The organism is Variovorax sp. PEI5 (assembly GCF_056679935.1).
The window spans coordinates 649,496-670,941 of sequence record NZ_CM155257.1; the positions used below are offsets into that span (position 1 = coordinate 649,496).

General features: G+C 73.1%; 22 protein-coding genes and 1 riboswitch. Of the genes, 15 read left to right on the forward strand and 7 right to left on the reverse strand.

All coding sequences use genetic code 11. From position 1 onward, the window contains the following. The first annotated feature begins 10 nt into the window (after window positions 1–10). Complete coding sequence (locus AC1MLT_RS02980; protein ID WP_481033792.1) at window positions 11–1,027, forward strand: Bug family tripartite tricarboxylate transporter substrate binding protein; 1,017 nt, start codon at window positions 11–13, stop codon at window positions 1,025–1,027. 114 nt (window positions 1,028–1,141) lie between these two features. After that, complete coding sequence (locus tag AC1MLT_RS02985; protein WP_481033793.1) at window positions 1,142–2,743, forward strand: malonate--CoA ligase; 1,602 nt, start codon at window positions 1,142–1,144, stop codon at window positions 2,741–2,743. Window positions 2,744–2,786: 43 nt separating this feature from the next. Here the strand turns inward: AC1MLT_RS02985 and AC1MLT_RS02990 are convergent, their stop codons facing one another. The 3 genes from AC1MLT_RS02990 to AC1MLT_RS03000 all read right to left on the reverse strand — a co-directional run bounded on the left by AC1MLT_RS02990 (window position 2,787) and on the right by AC1MLT_RS03000 (window position 5,079). Continuing rightward, window positions 2,787–3,899 carry a catalase family protein gene (locus AC1MLT_RS02990; RefSeq protein WP_481033794.1) on the reverse strand — a complete coding sequence of 371 codons (1,113 nt, stop codon included), beginning with the start codon at window positions 3,897–3,899 and terminating at the stop codon, window positions 2,787–2,789. A gap of 479 nt (window positions 3,900–4,378) precedes the next feature. Further along, window positions 4,379–4,807, reverse strand: coding sequence for a cell division protein ZapA (locus AC1MLT_RS02995; protein WP_481033795.1), 429 nt, complete (start codon window positions 4,805–4,807; stop codon window positions 4,379–4,381). Continuing rightward, window positions 4,804–5,079: a DUF904 domain-containing protein gene (locus AC1MLT_RS03000; protein WP_481033796.1), complete on the reverse strand. Its 276-nt coding sequence runs from the start codon at window positions 5,077–5,079 to the stop codon at window positions 4,804–4,806. The genes AC1MLT_RS02995 and AC1MLT_RS03000 overlap by 4 nt, the downstream gene beginning before the upstream one ends. Window positions 5,080–5,118: 39 nt before the next feature. Further along, window positions 5,119–5,360: riboswitch (cobalamin riboswitch) on the forward strand. A gap of 73 nt (window positions 5,361–5,433) precedes the next feature. On the opposite strand from AC1MLT_RS03000, the gene AC1MLT_RS03005 reads away from it, so the two are divergent. Genes AC1MLT_RS03005 through AC1MLT_RS03030 form a run of 6 tightly spaced genes read left to right on the forward strand, consistent with a single transcriptional unit; the run spans window position 5,434 to window position 12,297 of the window. Continuing rightward, window positions 5,434–7,377 (forward strand): TonB-dependent receptor domain-containing protein, encoded by a 1,944-nt coding sequence (locus AC1MLT_RS03005; protein ID WP_481033797.1) that lies wholly within the window; start codon window positions 5,434–5,436, stop codon window positions 7,375–7,377. Further along, window positions 7,374–8,813 carry a cobyrinic acid a,c-diamide synthase CobB gene (locus tag AC1MLT_RS03010; RefSeq protein WP_481033798.1) on the forward strand — a complete coding sequence of 480 codons (1,440 nt, stop codon included), beginning with the start codon at window positions 7,374–7,376 and terminating at the stop codon, window positions 8,811–8,813. Before AC1MLT_RS03005 ends, AC1MLT_RS03010 begins: the two co-directional genes overlap by 4 nt. After that, window positions 8,806–9,387, forward strand: a complete 582-nt coding sequence (locus AC1MLT_RS03015; RefSeq protein WP_481033799.1) for a bifunctional adenosylcobinamide kinase/adenosylcobinamide-phosphate guanylyltransferase — start codon at window positions 8,806–8,808, stop codon at window positions 9,385–9,387. Before AC1MLT_RS03010 ends, AC1MLT_RS03015 begins: the two co-directional genes overlap by 8 nt. Next, window positions 9,384–10,505 carry an ABC transporter substrate-binding protein gene (locus AC1MLT_RS03020; protein WP_481033800.1) on the forward strand — a complete coding sequence of 374 codons (1,122 nt, stop codon included), beginning with the start codon at window positions 9,384–9,386 and terminating at the stop codon, window positions 10,503–10,505. Before AC1MLT_RS03015 ends, AC1MLT_RS03020 begins: the two co-directional genes overlap by 4 nt. Further along, window positions 10,502–11,521, forward strand: a complete 1,020-nt coding sequence (locus AC1MLT_RS03025; protein ID WP_481033801.1) for a FecCD family ABC transporter permease — start codon at window positions 10,502–10,504, stop codon at window positions 11,519–11,521. The genes AC1MLT_RS03020 and AC1MLT_RS03025 overlap by 4 nt, the downstream gene beginning before the upstream one ends. Beyond that, on the forward strand, window positions 11,518–12,297 hold the full coding sequence (locus AC1MLT_RS03030; protein WP_481033802.1) for an ABC transporter ATP-binding protein: 780 nt from the start codon (window positions 11,518–11,520) through the stop codon (window positions 12,295–12,297). The genes AC1MLT_RS03025 and AC1MLT_RS03030 overlap by 4 nt, the downstream gene beginning before the upstream one ends. A 53-nt stretch (window positions 12,298–12,350) precedes the next feature. Here AC1MLT_RS03030 and AC1MLT_RS03035 read toward each other — a convergent pair whose 3' ends face one another. Then, a complete protein-coding gene (locus tag AC1MLT_RS03035) occupies window positions 12,351–13,067 on the reverse strand; it encodes an SDR family NAD(P)-dependent oxidoreductase (RefSeq protein WP_481033803.1) in 717 nt (238 codons plus the stop codon). A gap of 85 nt (window positions 13,068–13,152) precedes the next feature. Between AC1MLT_RS03035 and cobO the strand changes: the two genes are divergently transcribed. Genes cobO through AC1MLT_RS03050 form a run of 3 tightly spaced genes read left to right on the forward strand, consistent with a single transcriptional unit; the run spans window position 13,153 to window position 15,875 of the window. Continuing rightward, window positions 13,153–13,734, forward strand: a complete 582-nt coding sequence (gene cobO / locus AC1MLT_RS03040; RefSeq protein ID WP_481033804.1) for a cob(I)yrinic acid a,c-diamide adenosyltransferase — start codon at window positions 13,153–13,155, stop codon at window positions 13,732–13,734. Window positions 13,735–13,764: 30 nt separating this feature from the next. Then, window positions 13,765–14,787, forward strand: coding sequence for an adenosylcobinamide-phosphate synthase CbiB (gene cbiB / locus AC1MLT_RS03045; RefSeq protein WP_481033805.1), 1,023 nt, complete (start codon window positions 13,765–13,767; stop codon window positions 14,785–14,787). After that, window positions 14,784–15,875, forward strand: a complete 1,092-nt coding sequence (locus AC1MLT_RS03050) for an aminotransferase class I/II-fold pyridoxal phosphate-dependent enzyme (RefSeq protein WP_481033806.1) — start codon at window positions 14,784–14,786, stop codon at window positions 15,873–15,875. The genes cbiB and AC1MLT_RS03050 overlap by 4 nt, the downstream gene beginning before the upstream one ends. On the opposite strand, the gene AC1MLT_RS03055 is transcribed toward AC1MLT_RS03050, so the two are convergent. Both AC1MLT_RS03055 and AC1MLT_RS03060 read right to left on the reverse strand, forming a co-directional pair. Continuing rightward, entirely contained in the window at window positions 15,811–15,999 is a 189-nt protein-coding gene (locus tag AC1MLT_RS03055; protein WP_481033807.1) for a hypothetical protein, read from the reverse strand. The two genes, AC1MLT_RS03050 and AC1MLT_RS03055, sit on opposite strands and share 65 nt — an antisense overlap. A 105-nt stretch (window positions 16,000–16,104) precedes the next feature. Next, entirely contained in the window at window positions 16,105–16,338 is a 234-nt protein-coding gene (locus AC1MLT_RS03060) for a hypothetical protein (protein ID WP_481033808.1), read from the reverse strand. 134 nt (window positions 16,339–16,472) lie between these two features. Here AC1MLT_RS03060 and AC1MLT_RS03065 point away from each other — a divergent pair, with 134 nt between their 5' ends. The 4 genes from AC1MLT_RS03065 to AC1MLT_RS03080 are packed head-to-tail and all read left to right on the forward strand — an operon-like array spanning window position 16,473 to window position 20,792. Beyond that, window positions 16,473–17,960 (forward strand): cobyric acid synthase, encoded by a 1,488-nt coding sequence (locus tag AC1MLT_RS03065; RefSeq protein ID WP_481033809.1) that lies wholly within the window; start codon window positions 16,473–16,475, stop codon window positions 17,958–17,960. 54 nt (window positions 17,961–18,014) lie between these two features. Beyond that, a complete protein-coding gene (gene cobT, locus AC1MLT_RS03070; RefSeq protein ID WP_481033810.1) occupies window positions 18,015–19,202 on the forward strand; it encodes a nicotinate-nucleotide--dimethylbenzimidazole phosphoribosyltransferase in 1,188 nt (395 codons plus the stop codon). 25 nt (window positions 19,203–19,227) lie between these two features. Then, window positions 19,228–20,013, forward strand: coding sequence for an adenosylcobinamide-GDP ribazoletransferase (cobS, locus tag AC1MLT_RS03075; RefSeq protein WP_481034888.1), 786 nt, complete (start codon window positions 19,228–19,230; stop codon window positions 20,011–20,013). Between the two features lie 41 nt (window positions 20,014–20,054). Then, a complete protein-coding gene (locus AC1MLT_RS03080) occupies window positions 20,055–20,792 on the forward strand; it encodes a histidine phosphatase family protein (protein WP_481033811.1) in 738 nt (245 codons plus the stop codon). 2 nt (window positions 20,793–20,794) lie between these two features. Here AC1MLT_RS03080 and nth read toward each other — a convergent pair whose 3' ends face one another. Beyond that, window positions 20,795–21,439 (reverse strand): endonuclease III, encoded by a 645-nt coding sequence (gene nth / locus AC1MLT_RS03085; RefSeq protein WP_481033812.1) that lies wholly within the window; start codon window positions 21,437–21,439, stop codon window positions 20,795–20,797. Window positions 21,440–21,446: the final 7 nt, after the last annotated feature.

Consider the following 21,446-nt stretch of genomic DNA (forward strand, 5'->3'; position numbering starts at 1 on the left):
GAGACGACCCATGAACGCAAGCTTCCACCGGCGCGAATTGCTGCGCCTGAGCACCACCACGGCCGGCCTCGCCGCGGCGACCGGCCTCGGCCTGCTCGGCCCCTTCGCCACCGCCCGGGCCCAGGCCCCCTGGCCGGGCCGGCCGGTGACGATGATCGTGCCGTTCCCGGCCGGCGGCGGCACCGATGCCTTCGCCCGGCCGCTGTCGGCGCAGTTCTCGCGCGTCACCGGGCAGACGCTGGTGATCGACAACCGCGGCGGCGCCGGCGGCACGCTCGGCGCCAGCATCGCCGCCAAGGCGCCGGGCGATGGCTATACGCTGTTCATGGGCGCCGTGCACCACGCCATCGCGCCTGCGGTCTATCCGCGCCTGGACTACGACCTGGAGCGCGACTTCGTGCCGCTGATGCTGCTGGCCAACGTGCCGCAGGTGCTGGTGGTCAATCCGCAGCGCGTGAAGGCCGCCGGCTATCGCGAGTTCATCGAACTGGCGAAGAAGAATCCCGGCCGGTTGAATTACGCCTCGGCCGGCGCCGGCACCTCGCACCACCTGGCCGGCGAGCTGTTCAAGCTGCAGACCGGCGTCTTCATCACCCACATCCCCTATCGCGGCGCCGGTCCGGCCCTGCAGGACCTCATCGCCGGCAATGTCGACCTGATGTTCGACGGCCTGGGCTCGTCGGCGCAGCACATCAAGGCCGGGCGCATCAAGGCGCTGCTGGTCTCGGGCGCCCGGCGCAATCCCGCCTTCCCCGACGTGCCCTGCGCCGCCGAGGTCGGCCTGCCCGACTACACCGTCACCACGTGGTACGGACTGTGGGCGCCCAAAGGCACGCCGGCCGACGTCCAGACGCGCGCCATCGACGCCACCCGCAAGGCGATGGCGGCCGACGACCTGCGCGGCATCTGGGCCGCCAACGGCTCGGAGATCCCGGATGTCACGGCGGCGGCCTTCGGCGGCTTCGTCAACGCCGAGATCCGGCGCTGGGCCACCGTGGTCAAGGCCTCCGGCACCAAGCTCGACTGAACCCGTGGCCGTCGCGATCCGCATCCCGCATCCCTCCTCGCGCCGGCCGCCCCAGCGCCGGCGCCTCGTTCGACCGTTCCGTTTTCCCTTCGAGCCTTTCCCGCCAGACGCACCATGAACGCCACATCGACCCTGCCGCCCGCCGGCAACGCCAATCTCTTCGTCGCCCTGCGCGGCGGGTTCCCGGCCGACCTCGACGCCATCGCCATCGAGACCGACGACGGCCGCACCTGTTCGTGGCGCGAACTCGACCAGACCAGCGCGCGCATCGCCAACCTGCTCGACGCGCTGGCGCTGCCGCCGGCCTCGCGCATCGCCGTGCAGGTGGAGAAGTCGGTCGAGGCGATGGCGCTCTATCTCGCGACCCTGCGCGCCGGCCATGTCTTCCTGCCGCTCAACACCGCCTACCGCAGCGCCGAGATCGCCTACTTCATCGGCAACGCGGAACCCGCCGTGGTGGTCTGCAGCAGCGCCAATGCCGACTGGGTGGCGCCGATCGCCGTGCAGGCCGGCACGCGCCACGTCTTCACGCTCGACGACGACCGCAGCGGCACGCTGCTCGACGTCGCCGCGCAGTGCGGCGACCAGCACGCGCCGGCGCAGAAGTCCGACGACGACCTCGCGGCCATCCTCTACACCAGCGGCACCACCGGGCGCAGCAAGGGCGCCATGCTCACGCATCGCAACCTGCGCTCCAACGCCGAGGTGCTGAAGGACTACTGGGGCTGGACCGAGGGCGACGTGCTGATCCACGCGCTGCCCATCTTCCACGTCCACGGCCTGTTCGTGGCCCTGCATGGCGCATTGCTCAACGGCAGCCGCATGATCTGGTTCGACCGCTTCGATCCGAAGCGGGTGGTGGCCCGCCTGCCCGAGGCCACCGTCTTCATGGGCGTGCCCACGCTCTACGTGCGGATGCTGGCCGAGCCCGGCCTGACGCGCGAGGCCTGCGCGCGCATGCGGCTGTTCATCTCCGGCTCGGCGCCATTGCTGATCGAGACCTTCGACACCTGGCGCGAGCGTACCGGCCACACCATCCTGGAGCGCTATGGCATGAGCGAGACGGCGATGCTGACCTCCAACCCGTACCGGCCGGTGCAGGGCGAGCGGCGCGGCGGCACGGTCGGCTTTCCGCTGCCGGGCGTCAACCTGCGCATCCGCACGGCCGACCACAGCGGCGGCGGCGAATTCCGCGACTGCGCCACCGACGAGATCGGCGGCATCGAGGTGGTCGGCCCGAACGTGTTCTCGGGCTACTGGCGCATGCCGGAGAAGACGCGCGAGGAGTTCACGGCCGATGGCTTCTTCAAGACCGGCGACGTCGGCCGCATCGATGGCATGGGCTATGTCACCATCGTCGGGCGCAGCAAGGACCTGATCATCAGCGGCGGCTACAACGTCTATCCGGCCGAGATCGAGAGCGCCATCAACGAACTGCCGGGTGTCGCCGAGAGCGCGCTGATCGGCGTGCCGCACCCGGATTTCGGCGAGGTCGGGGTGGCGTTGGTGGTGGCGCGCAAGGGTTCGGTGCCCGAGCCCGACGCCATCCTGTCGCGCCTGCGCGGCCAGCTGGCCAACTTCAAGATCCCCAAGCGCTGCTTCGTCGTCGACGAGCTGCCACGCAACACCATGGGCAAGGTGCAGAAGGCCGCGTTGCGCGAGCAGTACAAGGCCCTGTTCGCCGCCGGCGGCACGGGCGGCGCCGGCAAGTCCTGAGGCGGAGCCGGGCCGACCTGTCCGGCCGGCCCATCGGGCGCGCTCAGTCGGGTAGCGAGGTCAGGGTCCGGGGCTCGGCCACCGAGACGCCATTGGCGGTGCTGCGGAACTGGGCCGCCATGTCGTAGACCGCCTTGCGCACCCGCATGATCGAGCCGATCGGGCGATGCGCCGCCAGCGCGTGCCAGGGCGAGAAGGACAGGGCGTCGTCGACCGCCGCCGAGCGCGCCGGGCTCCAGGACACCTGCGGCTTGGCGCTCAGCCGGGCCACCGCGACATAGGGGCTCTGGTCCTCCGGCCACTCGACCGAGGCGTCCTCGACCGGCATCGCCTCGATGTCGGTGCACAGCTGCACGCGCAGTTCCCACTCGCCGCCGTTGTGCTGGAAGTGCGTCAGCACGGCCTGGCGGATGACATCGGGATCGTCACCGAGCTCGAGCTTGCTGCCGGCCAGCGCCACCAGCTCGGCCGACACCGGCGCCAGCGACAGCTTGGCCATGTAGGGGCCGTAGAGCAGCGGCACCTGGCTGTAGAAGGTCTCGCCCAGGATGTGCGTGGCCGGATGGCCGCCCATGGTCTTGAAGGTGGCGACCTCGCCGCCGGCCTTCTCCACCAGCGTCTCCAGGCCGCGCAGCGCGGCGGACAGGACCTTCTTCAGGCCCGGCGCCTTGTCGGTGGTGGCGGCCAGCAGCTTGAGCGGCCCGAGGAAGGCCTTGGCCGTGGGCGCGCTGAACACCGGGCCGTTGACCAGCACGAAGTCCTGGGTGACGTCGCCCTCGGAGCCGGAGACGCGATCGCCCTCGACGCCGACCACCTTCAGCGCCACGCCGCGCGGCGTCGAGACGGCATCGTCGAGCAGGTCGCCGGGCGTGGTCGAGAAGCGCATGGCGACCGGGTAGGTCGCCGGCCGGGCGAACAGGCCCTGCGCCAGCCGCTGCGGCAGGCCATCCAGCACGCGCAGTTCGGCCAGCAGCAGGCCGTGGCTCTTGGCATGCACGCTGCGATAGGCATGGCCCTCGTCCCTGTGGACGATCTCGCTGATCTGGTGGAGCTTCTCCTTGAGCTCGCGCGTGGTCTCGGCTTCGTCGTCCTCGAGCGATTCGAAGGCCGGCTGGTAGCGCAGCGGCTCGGCGGTGTGGGGCAGGGGCACGGACATGGTGTTCTTTCTTCGTGGAGGGGCACGGCGCGAAAGTCCCGGCGGGCGCTTCCGTCGCGCGGTCCGCGCGCGGGGGCGCCACGGTCCGCAGCCGCGCCGGTCAGTATCCGGAAGGCGGACGGACCGGATTCGTCAGTGGCCTCGACGAGGCGATGTCGGACGACATGGCGTCACGACGTGGCCTCGCGCGGCGGATGCCGGGCGACGGGTTCGCGGGGGGGGGGGGTGGGGCAGGGCGCGGCATCGGCCGGGCCAGGAAAGAAGGTGTCTGCGAATGTGCACCGGACCCGCATCCTGAACCAGGGTTCAGGTGGGCGAGGGCAGCAAGACTTCGGGTTCATCTGACGCGAGATGATCACGCCCGTCGAGCGATGTACCAAGCCCGGCTCCGGAGAGCATTGGAACAAGGAAATATTAAGCCCGGCGCGCACCGCAGACAGTGACGATTCTATGCCCCGCAGGCCGCTCCGGGCAGCTTCTCAAGGCAAATGTGGGCGCTCGGCAAGGGCTTGATCGAGGCGCTTGACGAGCTCGTCCAGACGGTCCTGCGCCAGCACCGATCCCGGGGGCTGCGCCAGTCGCGCGAGTCGGCGGGCCTGGGCCTCGACCTGCGCGCGGGCGGTCACTTCGGCCTCGAGCCGCGCCTGCGCCTGGGCCGCCGCCTGCGTCGCGGCGGCGGCGGCGGCCGCGCTCGCCTCGGTGGTGGCGAGCTGCTGCCCGAGGTCGTAGGCCAGGTGCAGCGAGGCCAGCACCGCGATGCGGTCGCGCGCGCGCACCTTGCCGGCATCGCGGATGCGGCACATCGTCTGGTCGACCCGCTCGACCGCGTCGCGCAGCCGGGCCTCGCCGCCCTCGGGGCAGCCGAGCAGGTAGCTCTGGCCCATGATCTGGACTTCGATCTGCTTCATCGACTGGCCGCGGCGAAGGCGCCGCCCGAGGGCGCGGCGGGAGGCGTCGGCGAGGCGACGGGGGCGTGGGAGGGCTCGGCCGGCAGGCGCTGCAGCACGGCGTCCAGCCGCAGCCGGGCCTCGGCGAAGCGCGACAGGAGCGCATCGCGCTCCTGCGCCAGGGCGTTCACCTGGTCCTGCAGCAGGGCGTTGGCGCGCAGGACTTCCTCGTGGCGCGCCAGCAGGCGCTCGACGCGCTCGGCGATCTGGTCGATGGTGCTCGGGTCGGACATGGAGAACGATTGTATGAGTGCATGCCGGTCGGGGCCTCCCGTAGAATCCGCCGCGTTGGTGCTCGCGCCGCGGTTCACGCGGCGCAGTTCAACGGGAAGCAGGAAGCCAGCGCCCTCCGGGTCACGGCCAGCCTGCGCTGCCCCCGCAACGGTCCAGCAGACGGCGTCCTCACCGGCGCCACCTCCGTCAATTCGCCACTGGGCGCCCTGAAACAGGTGCCTGGGAAGGCGGCGGAGGATGCGCTGCAAGCCCGGATACCGGCCAACGAGGAGACGGCGCCGCGTGCGCCGTCGTGACACCCAGACGTCCGGCGGGGAAGCCGGACAGGGTCTTGATCCAGAGCTTTCCGTTCCATGACAATTTCCGTTTCCTTCGCGGCTGCGCGCCGTTCCGCGCCCGCACGCCTGCTGCCCCTGACGCTGGCCATCGCCGCCGCCTGGCCGGTCCTGGCCTCGTCCCAGGTGCTGCCGTCCGATCCGACCCTGCGCGAGACCGTGGTCACCGCCACGCGCGTCGAGCAGCCGATCGCCGACCTGGTCGGCGATGTCTCCATCGTCGACCGCGCCACCATCGAGCGCAGCGGCGCGACCGGCGTGGCCGACGTGCTGGCGCGCCTGCCGGGCATCGAGATCGTGCGCAATGGCGGCATCGCCAACAACAGCAGCGTCTTCATCCGGGGCGCCGACGCGCGCTTCACGGCGGTCTACATCGACGGCGTGCGCATCGATTCGCAATCCACCGGCGGCGCCGCCTGGGAGGCGATCCCGCTGGCGCAGATCGACCGCATCGAGGTCCTGCGCGGCCCGGCGGCGGCGGTCTATGGCTCGGACGCCATCGGCGGCGTGATCCAGCTGTTCACCCGGCGCGGCGATGGCGTGGCGCGGCCCTATGTCGGCATCGGCCTGGGCAGCCACGACCTGCGCCGCGCCGAGGCCGGCATCAGCGGCTCGGCCGGCGTCGACGGCGCCTTCGACTACTCGCTCGGCGCCGCCTACGAGGAGAGCCGCGGCTTCGACGTCCAGCCGCGCAGCCTGCGCTCGCCGCTGCGCGGTGGCGGCTTCGCGGCCGATGGCTGGACCAGCCCGGACCGCGACGGCTATCGCGTCAGCTCGGCCAACGCGCGCCTGGGCTTGCGCATCAGCCCGACGCAGCGCATCGAGACCACATTGCTCTCCAGCGACACCCGTTCGCACTACGACGCCCGCGTCAGCGGCACGCGGCAGCCGACGGCGTTCGCCGACGACACCAACGCCAACACGTTGCGCACCGTCGGCGCGGCCTGGATCGCCAAGTGGAGCGACATCTACAGCACCCGCCTGCAGGTGACCGACAGCCGCACCACCTACGAGACGCAGCCGTCGTTCTATCGCACCGAGACACGGCTGCGCGGCTACCTGTTCCAGAACGAGCTGCGCTTCGGCCCGCACCTGGTGACGGCCGCGCTGGAGCGGCGCGAGGACGCGCTCGACAATGCCGCGACCGCCTCCGCCACGCGCCTGGCGCAGGACCGCTCGCAGAACGCGCTGGCGCTGGGCTATGGCTTCGTGCAGGGCCCGCACTCGGTGCAGCTGCACGCGCGCCACGACGAGGACAGCGAGTTCGGCGGCAAGAGCACCGGCAGCGCCGCCTATGGCTTCGCGATCACGCCGCAATGGCGCGCCACGGCCTCGGTCGGCAGCTCGTTCCGCGCGCCCACGGTCTACCAGCGCTTCAGCCAGTACGGCGTGGCCGGCCTGCAGCCGGAGGAGGGCCGCAATGTCGAGGTCGGCCTGCGCTATGCCCAGGGCGCGACCAGCGCCGGCGTGGTCGCCTATCGCAACCGCATCACCAACCTGATCGCCTTCGGCGCGGCGGGCCCGTGCGCCGACAGCTTCGGCTGCTATGGCAACACGGCGCGCGCGCAGTACGAGGGCGTGACCCTGTCGGCCGGCCACCGGCTGGGCGACGTCACGCTGCGCGCCTCGGCCGACTTCCAGGACCCGCGCGACCTCGAGACCGACCGCCAGCTGGCGCGCCGCTCGCGTCGACACGCCACGGTGGGCGCCGACTGGCGCCTGGCCGGCTGGGTCCTGGGCGCCGAGGTGCAGACCTCGGCCATGCGCTGGGACGATGCCGCCAACACGCGCCGCCTGGGCGGCTACACGCTGCTGAACCTGTCGGCCACGACCCAGCTCACGCGCGAGCTCGGCCTGGTCGCGCGCATCGACAACGTCGGCGACAAGGACTACCAGCTGGCGCGCACCTACGCCACCGGCGGTCGCCGGGGCTATGTCGGCCTGAAGTGGACGCCGCAATGAGTCTTGCGGCCGGCGGCGCGGCGAGCTGCGCCGCCGTGCTGGTGGCGGCGCCGGCCTCGGGCCAGGGCAAGACCACCGTGGCCGCCGCGCTGGCGCGGCTGCACGCGCGCGCCGGCCGGCGCGTGCGGGTCTTCAAGTGCGGACCGGACTTCCTCGATCCGCAGTGGCTGGCCCTGGCCTCCGGCGCGCCGGTGCATCCGCTGGACCTGTGGATCAATGGCGAGGCCGACTGCCGCGCGCGCCTGCATGCCGCCGCCATCGAGGCCGACCTGCTGATCGTCGAGGGCGTGATGGGCCTGTTCGACGGCCGGCCGAGCGCCGCCGACCTGGCCGCGCGCTTCGGCCTGCCGGTGCTGGCGGTGATCGACGCGCGCGCCATGGCCGGCACCTTCGGGGCGCTGGCCTTCGGCCTGCAGAACTTCCGCCCCGGCCTGCCATGGCTGGGCGTGCTGGCCAACCGCGTGGCCGGCGAGCGCCATGCCGGCATGCTGCGCGATGCGCTGCGGGAGCCGGCGCAATGGCTGGGCGGACTGCCGCACGGCCCGGCCTTCGCGTTGCCGGAGCGTCACCTGGGACTGGTGACCACCGGCGACACCGCCGATGCGCTGGCGCGGCTCGACGCCGCCGCCGACGCCCTGGCCGCGACGCCGCTGGGCGAGCGGGCGATCGAGGCGCTGCCGCGCGTGCGCTTCGAGGCGCCGGCGGCGGCATCCGCCACGACCGCGTCGCCCCTGGCCGGCCGCACCATCGCCGTGGCGCGCGATGCCGCCTTCGCCTTCATCTATCCGGCCAACGTCGAGACCCTGGAGGCGCTCGGCGCGCGGGTGGAGTTCTTCGCGCCATTGGCCGGCGACACGCTGCCGGCCTGCGACGCCGTCTGGCTGCCGGGCGGCTACCCGGAACTCCACGCCGCCGCGCTCTCGGCCCGCGAGCCGCTGCGCGCGGCGCTGGCCGCCCATGTCGCCGCCGGCAAGCCGGTGTGGGCCGAGTGCGGCGGGATGATGGCGCTGTTCGACACCCTGGTCACCGCCGATGGCGTCGCGCATGCGATGTGGGGCCTGCTGCCGGGCCGCTCGACGATGCAGAAGCGCCTGGCCGGCCTGGGCCCGCAGGCACTGCGCTGGGCCGGGGCCGAACTGCGCGGCCACACCTTCCACTACTCGACCAGCGAGACCCCGCATCCGCCGGCGACCTGGACCACGGCGCCGGTCGCCGAGGGCGGCGCCCGCGCCCGGCCGGGCGAGGCCGTGCACGTGCATGGCAGCGTGCGGGCGAGCTACTTCCACGCCTGGTTCGCGTCCGATCCGGAAGCGACGGCGCGCCTCTTCGATGCCGCGCCGCTCGACTTCACGAACGACGACGACGGTCGCGCCGCGATGGCCGCGACGGCCGCCGGTGCCACCGCGCCCTCGCGGGCAGACTCGCGCGATGCCTGAACGCGAACTCATCCTCGGCGGCCAGAAAAGCGGCAAGTCGCGACGCGGCGAGCTGCTGGCCCGCGCCTGGCTCGATGGCGAAGGCGCGCGCCGGGCGGTGCTGATCGCCACCGCGCAGCCCTGGGACGACGAGATGCGCGAGCGCATCGCGCGCCATCGCCGCGAGCGCGCCCTGCGCGTGCCGGGCCTGCGCACGGTGGAGGAGCCGCTGCGGCTGGCCGAGGCGATCGCCGCGCACAGCGCGCCCGACACGCTGGTGCTGGTCGATTGCCTGACCCTGTGGCTGACCGCCCACCTGATGCCCATGGTGCCGCCCGACGCGCCCGACGCGCCCGTCGGGTCCGCCGGTCCCGCCGCCGCCGCGAGCCGCGCGCTGATCGCCGCCATCGGCGCCGCGCGCGGTCCGCTGGTGCTGGTGGGCAACGAGATCGGCCTGGGCGTGATCCCGATGGGCCGCGAGGTGCGGGCCTTCGTCGATGCCCTGGGCCGGCTCAACCAGGACGTCGCCGCCGCCTGCGACCGCGTCACGCTGATGGCGGCCGGACTGCCGCTGACCCTGAAGGAACCCGCATGAGCCGCACGATCCGCATGACCCGCATGACCCGCATGACCGACGCGATCCGTCCGATCGACGCCACCCGTCCGACCGCCGCGACCCGCGTGACGCGCTTCCCGTCCCCGGGGCCGCTGCCACGCCCGGTGCGTGCCTCCGCCCGGCGCCCGGTCACGCGGATCGCCGGCCCGCTGGCCTTGGCGCTGGCGCTGGTCGCGCCGCTGGCCGGCGCCCGCGCCGCCGAGGTGCGCGACGAGCGCGGCGTGGTCGTCGCGCTGCCGCGCCCGCCGCAGCGCATCGTCAGCCTGCTGCCCTCGCTGACCGAATCGGTCTGCGCCCTGGGCGCCTGCGACCGGCTGGTGGGTGTCGACCGCTACTCGAATTCGCCGGCGTCGGTGCGCGCGCTGCCGCAGGTCGGCGGCGGGCTGGATCCGAACGTCGAGGCCATCGTCGCCCTGCGCCCGGACGTGGTCCTGCTGTCGCAGGCCTCGCGCGTGACGCAGCGGCTGGAGGCGCTGGGCCTGAAGGTGATCGCGCTGGAGCCGCGCACCAGCGCCGACGTGCGGCGCGTGCTCGACACGCTGGGCACCGTGCTGGAGGTGGACGACGCCCAGCGCGTCTGGCGCGCCATCGATGCCGGCGTGGCGGCGGCGGCGCAGTCGCTGCCGGCCTCGGCGCGCGGCGCGCGGGTCTACTTCGAGGTCAACAACGCGCCCTACGCGGCGGGCGAGACCTCGTTCATCGGCGAGACCCTGCTGCGCCTGGGCGCGCGCAACATCGTGCCGGCCGCGCTGGGACCCTTTCCCAAGCTCAATCCGGAGTACGTGGTGCGCGCCGATCCGGAACTGATCATGGTCGGCGCGCGCAGCGCCGCCGGGCTGGAGCAGCGTCCGGGCTGGGGCGGCATCCGCGCCGTGCGCGAGCAGCGCATCTGCCGCTTCACGGCCGAAGAGTCCGACGTGCTGGTGCGCCCGGGGCCGCGCATGCCCGAGGCGGCGCGGCTGATGGCGCGCTGCCTGTCGGAGAAGGCGCCCGGCGCCGTCGCGCATGCCGCGCACGCCGGGCCGGCCGGCCAGGCCGGCCACGGCGGTCGCGTCGGCCCTGCCGGGGCGGCCGCGCCGGCGAAGGCCGTGCCGTGAGCGATCCGCGGCGCCGCGTCCGGGTCGTCGGCGGCGCCGTGCTGCTGCTGTCGTGCGCGCTGCTGCTGGTCGGGCTGGGCATCGGCAGCACCGGCTTCGCCAGCGTCTTCGCGCTGCGGGACGATCCGGTGGCGCTGCAGATCGTCTGGGACATCCGCCTGCCGCGCACCCTCGGGGCCTGGCTCGCGGGCGCGCTGCTGGGGCTCTCCGGTGCGGTGGCGCAGGGGCTGTTCCGCAACCCGCTGGCCGATCCCTACCTGCTGGGCAGCGCTTCGGGCGCGCTGCTGGGCGTGGCGTTCGCGCTGCTGCTGTTCGGCCAGGCCGCGGCCGGCGCCTCGCCGGCGGCGCAATGGGCGCTGCGCCTGGGGCTGACGGGCGCGGCCTTCGTCGGCGCGGTGGTGGCGGTGCTGCTCACGCTGGCACTGGCGCGCGGCGTGCAGCAGACGCTGCGGCTGCTGCTGGCCGGCGTCATCGTCGGCGTGGTGCTGGGCGCGTTGAAGGACCTGGTGACGATCCAGTCGGCCGACATCCTGGTGGCGCTGACCGGCTTCATGCTGGGCAACACCGGCCTGGTCGGCTGGAGCGCCTGCGCGGCGATGGCCGGCTGCGCCGTGCTGTGCCTGGTGGCCGGCCGGCTGCTGGCGCCGGTGCTCGACGGTCTGGCGCTGGGCGAGGCCACCGCCGCCAGCCTGGGCCTGCCATTGGGCGCGATGCGCGCCGCGCTGGTGGCGGTGCTGGCGCTGGCCACCGGCGCCGCCGTGGCCCAGACCGGACTGATCGCCTTCGTCGGCTTGGCCGCGCCGCACCTGGTGCGCTCGGTGGTCAAGACCACGCATGCCGGGCTGATCGTGCTGTCCAGCGCGATGGGCGGCCTGCTGCTGATGGCGGCCGACCTACTGGCGCGCTGGCTGATCGCGCCGCAGGAATTGCCCGTGGGCGTGCTGACCGCCCTGCTCGGCGGCGGCTACCTGCTGTGGCTGATGCGCCGGGGCGCATTGCGCGGGGCGGCGCGATGACGGCGCTGGAAGCGCGGGGCGTGACGGTCGCGCTGGGCGGCGTCGAGGTGCTGCACGACATCGACCTGGCCGTGGCGGCGGGCCGCTGGACCAGCATCGTCGGGCCCAACGGGGCGGGCAAGTCGACCCTGCTGCGGGTGTTCGCCGGCCTGCACCCGGGCCGCGCCGGGTCGCGCGGCGAGGTGCGCCTGGGCGGCACGCCGCTGGACGCATTGCCGGGCCGCGAGCGGGCGCGGCGCCTGTCGTGGCTGGGGCAGGGCGGGGCCGGCGATGCCGGCGCCGACGACCTGCGCGTGCACGACATCGCCATGCTCGGGCGCCTGCCGCACCAGCGCTGGCTGGCCGCGCCCAGCGCCGCCGACCACGCGGCGGTGGAGCGCGCCCTGCGCGAGACCCAGGCCTGGGACTGGCGCGACCGGCCGCTGGGCGAGCTCTCCGGCGGCGAACGCCAGCGCGTGCTGCTGGCGCGCGCGCTGGCCGTCGAGGCCGAGGTGGTGCTGATGGACGAACCGCTGGCCAACCTCGACCCGCCGCACCAGGCCGACTGGATGCGCTCGGCGCGCGCATTGGCCGACCGGGGCCGCACGGTGGTCAGCGTGCTGCACGAGCTGTCGGTGGCATTGGCCGCCGATGCGCTGGTGGTGATGGCGCGCGGGCGCGTCGTCCATCACGGCGGCTGCGACGATCCCGTCACGCATGCCGCGCTGGAGAGCGTGTTCGACCAGCGCGTCGCCGTGCACCGGGTGGCCGGCCAGTGGATCGCCTTGCCGCGATGAGCGCGATGGCCGCCCCGACCGCCCCGATCACGACGGCCACGACCGCCGCGCGGTCAGCTCAGGCCCGTGACGGGCAGCGCCGCACCATGCACGGCGCGCGCCGCGTCGGAGGCCAGGAACACGATCACGGCGGCCAGGTCGGCCGGCGCCACCCAGCGCGCCGGATCGGCATCGGGCATGGCGGCGCGGTTCTCCGGCGTGTCGATGATGGTGGGCAGCACGCAGTTGACATTGACGTGCTGCTCGCGCAGTTCGGCCGACAGGGCCTCGGTCAGGCGGATCACCGCGCTCTTGGCGGCGACATAGGCGCCCATGTGCGCCACGCCTTTCTGCGCCGCGAAGGCGCCGACGTTGACGATGCGCCCGCCGCCGGCCGCCAGCATGCCCGGCACCACCGCGTGCGCCATGTGCAGCACCGTGCGCGCGTTCAGGCCCAGCATCAGGTCCCAGGTCGCCGCCGAGGTCTCGTGCACCGCCTCGCCCATGCGGAAGCCGCCGGCCAGGTTGCACAGCACGTCGATGCGGCCGAAATGCGCGACGGCGCGGGCGGCCGCCGCATCGGCCGCCGCCGGCTGCAGCAGGTCGGCGCCGACGAACAGGCGCAGACCGCCGGGTTCGCCGAAGGTGCGGCGCAGCGCCGCCTCGTCCAGGTCCACCAGCGCCAGGCGCGCGCCGCGCGCGGCGAAGGCCCGCGCCACGGCCGCGCCCAGGTTGCCGGCCGCGCCGGTGATCAGCACCGTGGTGCCATCGAAGTCGAGGTGGGTGTCCATGTCCCGGGTCCTGTCGAAGAATTCGGATGGCCCAGAGCCTAACCTTCTCCTCCTGCTTTTCCCCCTTCCTTTCTCCTCCACCGCCATGCAGATCGAAACACCTCCCAGCACCAAGCCCTATGCCAAGCCCGAGGGCGAGCGCCGCGGCCTCGTCATCGTCCACACCGGCGACGGCAAGGGCAAGAGCACGGCCGCCTTCGGCCTGGCGCTGCGGGCCCACGGCCGACAGCACGTCCACGGCCGGACCGTGCGGATCTGGCAGTTCATGAAGGTGCCGACCGCGCGCTTCGGCGAGCACCGCATGTTCGAGCAGATCGGCATCCCGATCGAGGGACTGGGCGACGGCTTCAGCTGGAAGAGCCAGGACTTGGAGCGCTCCGGTCAGCTGGCACGCGACGGCTGGGAACGCGCCAAGGCGTCGATCCTGTCGGGCGAGCATTTCATGGTGGTGCTCGACGAGATCACCTATCCGCTGATCTATGGCTGGCTGCCCCTGGAGGACGTGCTCGCCACCCTGCGCGCGCGGCCGGCGGACGTGCACGTGGTGCTGACCGGGCGGCGCTGCCCGCCCGAGATCATCGAGCTGGCCGACACGGTCACGGAGATGACGATGGTCAAGCATGCCTTCAAGGCCGGCATCCCGGCCCAGCGCGGCATCGAGGATTGACCTGAAGCGGCCGACGATGGGGGCACGGGAATGATCGAGTGGGCCGGGGTCGCGGTGGCGGTCGGCATCGCGCTGGGCGTCGACCGGGTCCTGGGGGAGCCGGCCGCGCGCTGGCACCCGGTGGTGGGGATGGGGCGCTACCTGGGGGCGGTCGGGCGGCGCATCGCGCCGGTGGCGGGTGCGGGCGGCACGGAAGGCAGGGCGGCCGCGCGATGGCGGCCCTTCCTGCTCGGCGCGATGGGCTGGTGCCTGGGCGCGGCGGGCGTCGGCGCGCTGGCGCTGGGCGTGCAGTGGGGCCTGGCGCAGGGACCGGCCTGGCTGGCGGTGGGGCTGTCGGGCCTGCTGCTCAAGCCGCTGCTGGCCTGGCGGATGCTGCGCGAGGAGGTGCTGGCGGTGGAGGCGGCACTGGTCGACGAATCGCTCGATGCCGGTCGCGCGCGACTGGCGCGCCTGGTCAGCCGCGATGTGTCCTCCCTCAGTGCCGCCGAGGTGCGCGAGAGCGCCATCGAATCGCTGGCCGAGAACCTCAACGATTCGGTGGTGGCGCCGCTGTGCTGGTTCGTCGTGCTGGGATTGCCGGGCGCGGCGGTCTACCGCTTCGCCAACACGGCCGATGCGATGTGGGGCTACCTCGGCGCGCGCGACGGCCGCGACTGGACCTGGGCCGGCAAGTGGGCGGCGCGTGCCGACGACGTGCTGTCCTGGCTGCCGGCGCGCATCACGGCCGGCCTGCTGCGGGCCCAGTTCGCCGACCGGCCGGGCACCGCGTCATCGGCCGACGATGCGCCGCCGGCATCGGCCGCGACGACCTTGCGCCGCGAGGCCCGGCGCACGCCATCGCCCAACAGCGGCTGGCCGATGGCGGCGATGGCATTGGGGCTGGGGGTGCGGCTGGGCAAGCCCGATGTCTATGCGCTGAACGCGACCGCGCCGGCGCCGCGCGCCGGCGACGTGCGACGCGCGGCCCGGGCCGGTGGCCGTGCCGTGGGACTGCTGGTGGCGGGCCTGATCGCGATGGCCGGCCTGGCCGTGGTCGCCGGGAGCCGGTCATGAACGCGGAGACGCTGTTCCTGCATGGCGGCCCCGACGACGGACCACCGGTGCGGCACGATTTCTCGACCAATGCCAATGCCTGCGGACCCTGCCCGGAGGTGCTGGCGGCGGTGCGGCACGCCGATGCGACGCGTTATCCCGATCCGCGCTATCACGCCCTGCGGGAACGTCTGGCGGGCTTCCATGGCGTCGCCCCCGAGCGCGTCGTGATCGCCGGCAGCGCGAGCGAATTCATCTTCCGACTCACGGCGGCCGTGGCGCGGCGGGGGGGTGGCACGGTCGCGCTGCCGAGGCATGGCTATGGCGACTACCTGCGAGCGGCACGCGCCTGGGGACTGGTGCCATGCGCGGCGCCGGGGGAGCCCGATGACGCCGGAGCCGACGATCCCGCGACGATGCCGACGCCAGCCCCGGCCCTGGCCTGGTTCTGCGATCCCTCCAGCCCGCTGGGCCAGCCGGTGGCGGGACTCGGCCCGCGCATCGACAGGCTCGACATGGCGACGACCTGCGTCCTCGACCTGGCCTACGAGCCATTGCGACTGGATGGCACGCTGGGACTCGGCCCCGCGCAACTGGAACGGGTCTGGCAACTGTGGACGCCCAACAAGGCGCTGGGCCTGACGGGCGTGCGGGCGGCCCATGCCATCGCGCCATCGGGTGATGTCGAGTTGCGGGAACTCCTGATGCTCATGGCGCCCTCGTGGGCGACGGGCGCGCATGGCGTCGCCCTGCTGGATGGCTGGACGCGCCAATCGGTGCAGGACTGGCTGCGGGACAGCCGGGTCCATCTGCGCGCCTGGCGCGACGGGTTCCTGACACTGTGCGGGGAGCACGGCTGGCGTGCCGGATCGAGCGTCGCCAATTTCCTGTGCGTCGATCCGGATGTCGACGACATCGACCATTGGGTGGCATCGCTGCGCGACGCCGGGATCAAGGTGCGCCCGACGGCCTCCTTCGGACTGCCGGGACAATGCCGCCTCGCGGTGCTGCCACCACGGGCGCAGGATGCCTTGCGCGCCGCTGTCAGCGGTCCTGCTTTTCCTGGCCGGGCTTCTGCTCCAGCTTCTTGTTCTCGACGCTCTTCATGAGTTCCTCGCCCTCGATGTCGCGCCCGTCATTGGGCACTGCTTCCTCCTGCGTGATCTCGGGTTCCTCGTGGCTCTTGTGCGACGAGGTGGCGGAGTTCGAGTTCGATTCGTTGGCGGGGGTCATGCATTGCTCCTGATTGAAATGACATTCACGGCACCGACCATGGCGCCCGATTCCTGTCCAGGGCTTCGGGCAATCGCCCCTGCGGCCGTCAGCCGATCTCCACAGTCAGGCGGAGCGCCCGCCGTCCATGTCGGCGGCAGCGGCCATCAGGCGCCGCAGCTCGGTCATGCCCAGCACCATCGCGTCCCAGTAGGCCTGCTGCGGCGCCGATGCCGAGTCCAGCACCCGGTAGTGGAAGACATCGGAGCCCTGCATCTCGCAGGCCTCCATCAGGACCCAGAAAAATCCGCCCGAGGGGCGTTCCTCGACCTTCAAGGCCAGTTCTTGTCTCGATGCCATCGTGTATCCAGGGGGTGGGGACAACCCTCAACGAGCGTGCGCGATGGCTTGATGACAGCCAGCCGCCTGTTCCAACTTCTTGTCACTCTTTCGTCCTCGCATCTGCGGGTTAACCCTGGGAAAAACGAGCATCCATGACCACTCCGATCGAGCATCCGGCCGAGGGCGCGCGCTGCGTCATGGTCCTGGGCACCACCAGCGGTGCCGGCAAGAGCTGGCTGGCGACCGCCCTGTGCCGCTGGTATGCGCGCCAGGGCCTGCGCGTGGCGCCCTTCAAGGCGCAGAACATGAGCAACAACGCGCGTGTCGTCGCCAGCGGCGAGATCGGCAGCGCGCAGTACTTCCAGGCCCTGGCGGCGCGCGCCGAACCCGAGGTGCGCATGAACCCGCTGCTGCTCAAGCCCGAGCGCGACACCCACAGCCAGGTCGTGCTGATGGGCCGGGTCAGTTCCGAGCTCACGGCGCTGCCGTGGCGCGGGCGCAGCGAGCGCGTCTGGCCGCAGATCGCCGCCGCGCTCGACGCCCTGCGCCGCGAGAACGACGTCGTCGTCATCGAAGGCGCGGGTTCGCCGGCCGAGATCAACCTGATGGACAGCGACATCGTCAACCTGCGGGTCGCCCGTCATGCCCGGGCGCGCTGCCTGCTGGTGAGCGACATCGATCGCGGCGGCGCCTTCGCGCATCTCTATGGCACCTGGGCGCTGATGCCCGAGGCCGATCGGGCCCTGCTGCGCGGCTTCGTGCTCAACCGCTTCCGGGGCGATGCCACGCTGCTGGCGCCGGCGCCCGAGCGGCTGCGGGCGCTGACCGGCGTGCCCACCGTCGCGACGCTGCCGATGTGGTGGCAGCACGGCCTGCCGGAGGAGGACGGCGTGTTCGACGACCGCGCCACGTCGGCCGGCGAGGTCCGCCTGACCGTGGCCGTGATCGCCACGCCGCGCATCAGCAACCTCGATGAATTCCAGCCGCTGAAGAACCTGGCCGGCGTGCGGCTGCGCTGGGTGCGCGGCCCCGGCGAACTGGCGGGACTGGCACCGACCGACTGGATCGTGCTGCCGGGCTCCAAGCACACCAGCGGCGACCTGGCCTGGCTGCGCGCCCAGGGCCTGGACCGCGCGGTGGCGGCGCATGCCGGGCGGGGCGGGGCGGTGCTGGGGGTCTGCGGCGGGCTGCAGATGCTGGGCGAAGCCCTGATCGACCCGCACGGCATCGATGGCAACGCGCCGGGCCTGGGCCTGCTGCCGGTGGTGACGACCTTCGAGCCGGAGAAGACGGTGCGGCATCGCCAGGCCACCTTCGACACGCTCGACGACGGGCCGTGGCGCGCGCTGTCGGGCCTGGCGGTGAGCGGCTACGAGATCCACCATGGCGCGACCGCCGAACACCCGGCCATGGCCGCCGCCGGCCAGCGCGCCCATCCGGTGCTGCCCGACGGCCTGGGCTGGCGCAACGCGGCGGGCAATGTGCTCGGGCTCTATCTCCATGGCCTGTTCGAGGACCCCGGCGTGCTGCGCGCGCTGTTCGGCGCCGCCGCGCCGACGCTGGATTCGGTGTTCGACGGCCTGGCCGATTTCATCGACGCGCACTTCGAGCCGGATGTGCTGCGCGACCTCATCCACTGACCCTTTCGACTCCTTCGCATGACCTCACCTCTTCCTTCTGCTAACGGCCTAACGATGATGTCGGGGACCGCCGTCCCCAAGACCGATCACGGCGCTCGCGACGATCACGGCGCTCGCGACGATCACGACGCTCGCGACGATCACGGCGCCCGTGTCGATCACGCGACGGCGGTCCGCCACGCCATCGGCGACATCCGCGATCCCGCGCTCGAGCAGCGCCTGCGCGCGGCCATCGATGGCAAGACCAAGCCGCTGGGCGCGCTGGGACGCATCGAGGGCCTGGCGATGCGCATCGGCGCCGTCCTGGGCAGCGCCGCGCCGGTGCTGACGCAGCCGCAGATGCTGGTCTGCGCCGCCGACCACGGTCTGGCGGCGCGGGGCGTGTCGGCCTTTCCGAGCGAGGTGACGCGGCAGATGGTCGAGAACTTCCTCGGTGGCGGGGCGGCCGTCAGCGTGCTCGCGCGCCAGCACGCGCTGACCTTGACGGTGGTCGACTGCGGCGTGCGCGGCGACATCGCGCCGCGCTCCGGCCTGGTCTCGCGCAAGGTCGCCCACGGCACCGCCGATGCGTCGGCCGGTCCGGCCATGAGCGCGGCGCAGCGCGATGCGGCCATCGCCAACGGCCGCGAGGTCGTGCGCGCCTTGCCGGGCAATGCGCTGCTGCTCGGCGAGATGGGCATCGGCAACACCTCGGCGGCCTCGCTGCTGCTGGCGCGGCTGGCCGGCATCGACATCGAGGACTGCACCGGCGCGGGCACCGGGCTCGATGCGGCGGGACGCGCGCGCAAGGCGCGGGTGCTGGGCGAGGTGCTGGCGCGGCATGCCGATGCCGGCACGGCGCTCGAGGCGCTGGCGGCCTTCGGCGGCTTCGAGATCGCGACGCTGGTGGGCGCCGTGCTGCAGGCCGCCGAGGAACGGCGCCTGATCGTGCTCGACGGCTTCATCGCCAGCGCGGCGGTGCTGGTGGCGCAGGAGGTGGCGCCGCACGTGGTGCAGCGCTGCGTCGCGGCGCATGTCTCGGCCGAGCCGGGCCATGCGCTGCTGCTGGCGCGGCTGGGCCTGGAGCCCCTGCTGGCGCTGGACCTGCGCCTGGGCGAGGGCTCGGGCGCGGCGCTGGCCTGGCCGCTGCTCGAATCGGCCTGCCGCATCCTGCGCGAGATGGCCAGCTTCGAAGCCGCGGGCGTCTCGCGCCGCGACGACGCCGGCGCCGATGCCGGCCCTGGTGCCGGCGCCGATGCCTGAGCGGTCCGCCCGGATGAGCACCGTCGTGGCCGGGGTGCGGCACTTCCTGCTGGCGCTGCAGTTCTTCACGCGCCTGCCGGTGACCGGCCGGCTGGCCCGCTGGGTCGGCTACAGCCCGGCGATGCTGCGGGCGAGCGCGGCGCATTTCCCGGCGGTGGGCGCGGTGGTGGGCGCGATCGGGGCGCTGGTCTTCGCGCTGTCCGGCATGCTCTGGCCGGTGGCCGTGGCGGCGCTGCTGGCCACCATCGCCACGGTGCTCGTGACCGGGGCCTTCCACGAGGACGGCCTGGCCGATGTCGCCGATGGCCTGGGCGGCACGCAGGACCGCGCGCGGGCATTGGAGATCATGCGCGACTCGCGCATCGGGGCCTTCGGCGCCATCGCGCTGGTGCTGGCCCTGGGGCTCAAGCTGGTGCTGCTGGCGACGCTCGGCGCGACCGGCATCGCGGCGGCCTGCGCGGCGCTGGGCGCGGCGCACGCGCTCTCGCGCCTGGCGCCGCTGGCGCCGATGCGCTGGCTGCCGCACGTGAGCGGCGAGGCTGCCAAGTCCAAGCCGCTGGCCGATGCCGTGGACGATCGCGCGCTGGTCGTGGCGGCGCTGTGGTCGGTGCCCGCCGTGGCGTTGCTGGCATGGGTCTTCGGCCCGCCGGCGGCGCTGGGCGCGCTGGCGGCGGCGGCGCTCGCGACCCTGGCGCTGATGCGCTGGTTCCGCCATCGGCTGGGTGGCTTCACGGGCGACTGCCTCGGCGCGACGCAGCAGGTCGCCGAACTGGCGATCTATCTCGCGCTGGCGGCGCGGTGGCCCGCGTGAGCCGCCCGGATCGCAGGAGTCCGATGAGTCCCATGAATCCCATGAGCGACATGAACCCCGTGAACCGGCTCTGGCTGCTGCGCCACGCGATGGTGGAGGGCGCGCCGGGACTGTGCTACGGCGCCAGCGACCTGGTGGCGCGGCCGGTGGCGACGCATGCCGTGGCGGACGACTTCGCGCGGCGCTGGCCGGCCGAGTCGGGCGCGCGAGCGACCCAGGCCGCCACCGCCGCAACCACCTCAGCCGCAGCCGCCAGTGGTGCGACGACCGACGCCGCTGCGCTCCTTGCCGCTGCCACGACCATCGACGCGGTGGCTCCGCCCGCGCGCGCCTCGTCGGCCGGCGGCATGCGGCTGCGCTGCTCGCCCTTGCGACGCTGCACGGCGCTGGCGGCGGCGGTGGTGGAGCGGCTGCCGGAGCTCGGGCCGGTCGAGCTCGACAGCCGGCTGGCGGAGATGGATTTCGGCGCCTGGGAGGGCCAATCCTGGGACGCCATCGGCCGCGAGGCCATGGATGCGTGGCTGGCCGACTTCGCCGATGGCCCGGTGGGCGGGCATGGCGAGAGCACGCGCGCGTTCATGGATCGCGTCGGCGCGGCCTGGGAGGCGTGGCGCGCATCGGGACGGGATGCCGTCTGGGTCACGCATGCCGGTGTGATGCGGGCCGTGCTGCTGCTCCAGCAGGGCATCCGCTGTCCGGTCGATGCCGCCGCCTGGCCACGCCGATCGATCGCCTTCGGCGAATGGCTGTGCATCGAGATGCCGGCCGCGCGCGCCTGAGTTCAGGAGGCGGGCGGTGGCGTCTTGGGCTTGAAGTCGCAATGCGCCGCCACCGCGCATTCCCAGCAGCGCGGCTTGCGCGCCACGCAGACATAGCGCCCGTGCAGGATCAGCCAGTGGTGCGCATGCAGCCGGTAGGCCGGCGGCACGCGCTTCTCCAGCTTCAGCTCGACCTCCAGCGGCGTCCTGCCCGGCGCCAGGCCGGTGCGGTTGCCGACGCGGAAGATGTGCGTGTCGACCGCCATGGTCGGCTCGCCGAAGGCGACGTTGAGCACCACGTTGGCGGTCTTGCGACCGACGCCCGGCAGCGCCTCCAGCTCGGCGCGGGTGCGCGGCACCTCGCCGCCATGCAGGTCGACCAGCATCCGGCAGGTCGCCATCAGGTGCTTGGCCTTGCTGCGGTAGAGACCGATGGTCCTGATGTGCCCCTCCAGTCCCTCGAGGCCCAGGTCGAGGATCGCCTGCGGCGTGTTCGCCACCGGATAGAGCCGCCGCGTCGCCTTGTTGACGCTGATGTCGGTGGCCTGCGCCGACAGCAGCACCGCCGCCAGCAGTTCGAAGGGCGAGTCGTACAGCAGCTCGGTCTCGGGTGTCGGATTGGCCGCCTGCAGCGCGGCGAAGAAGGCTTCGATGGATTCTTTTTTCATGGGCAAG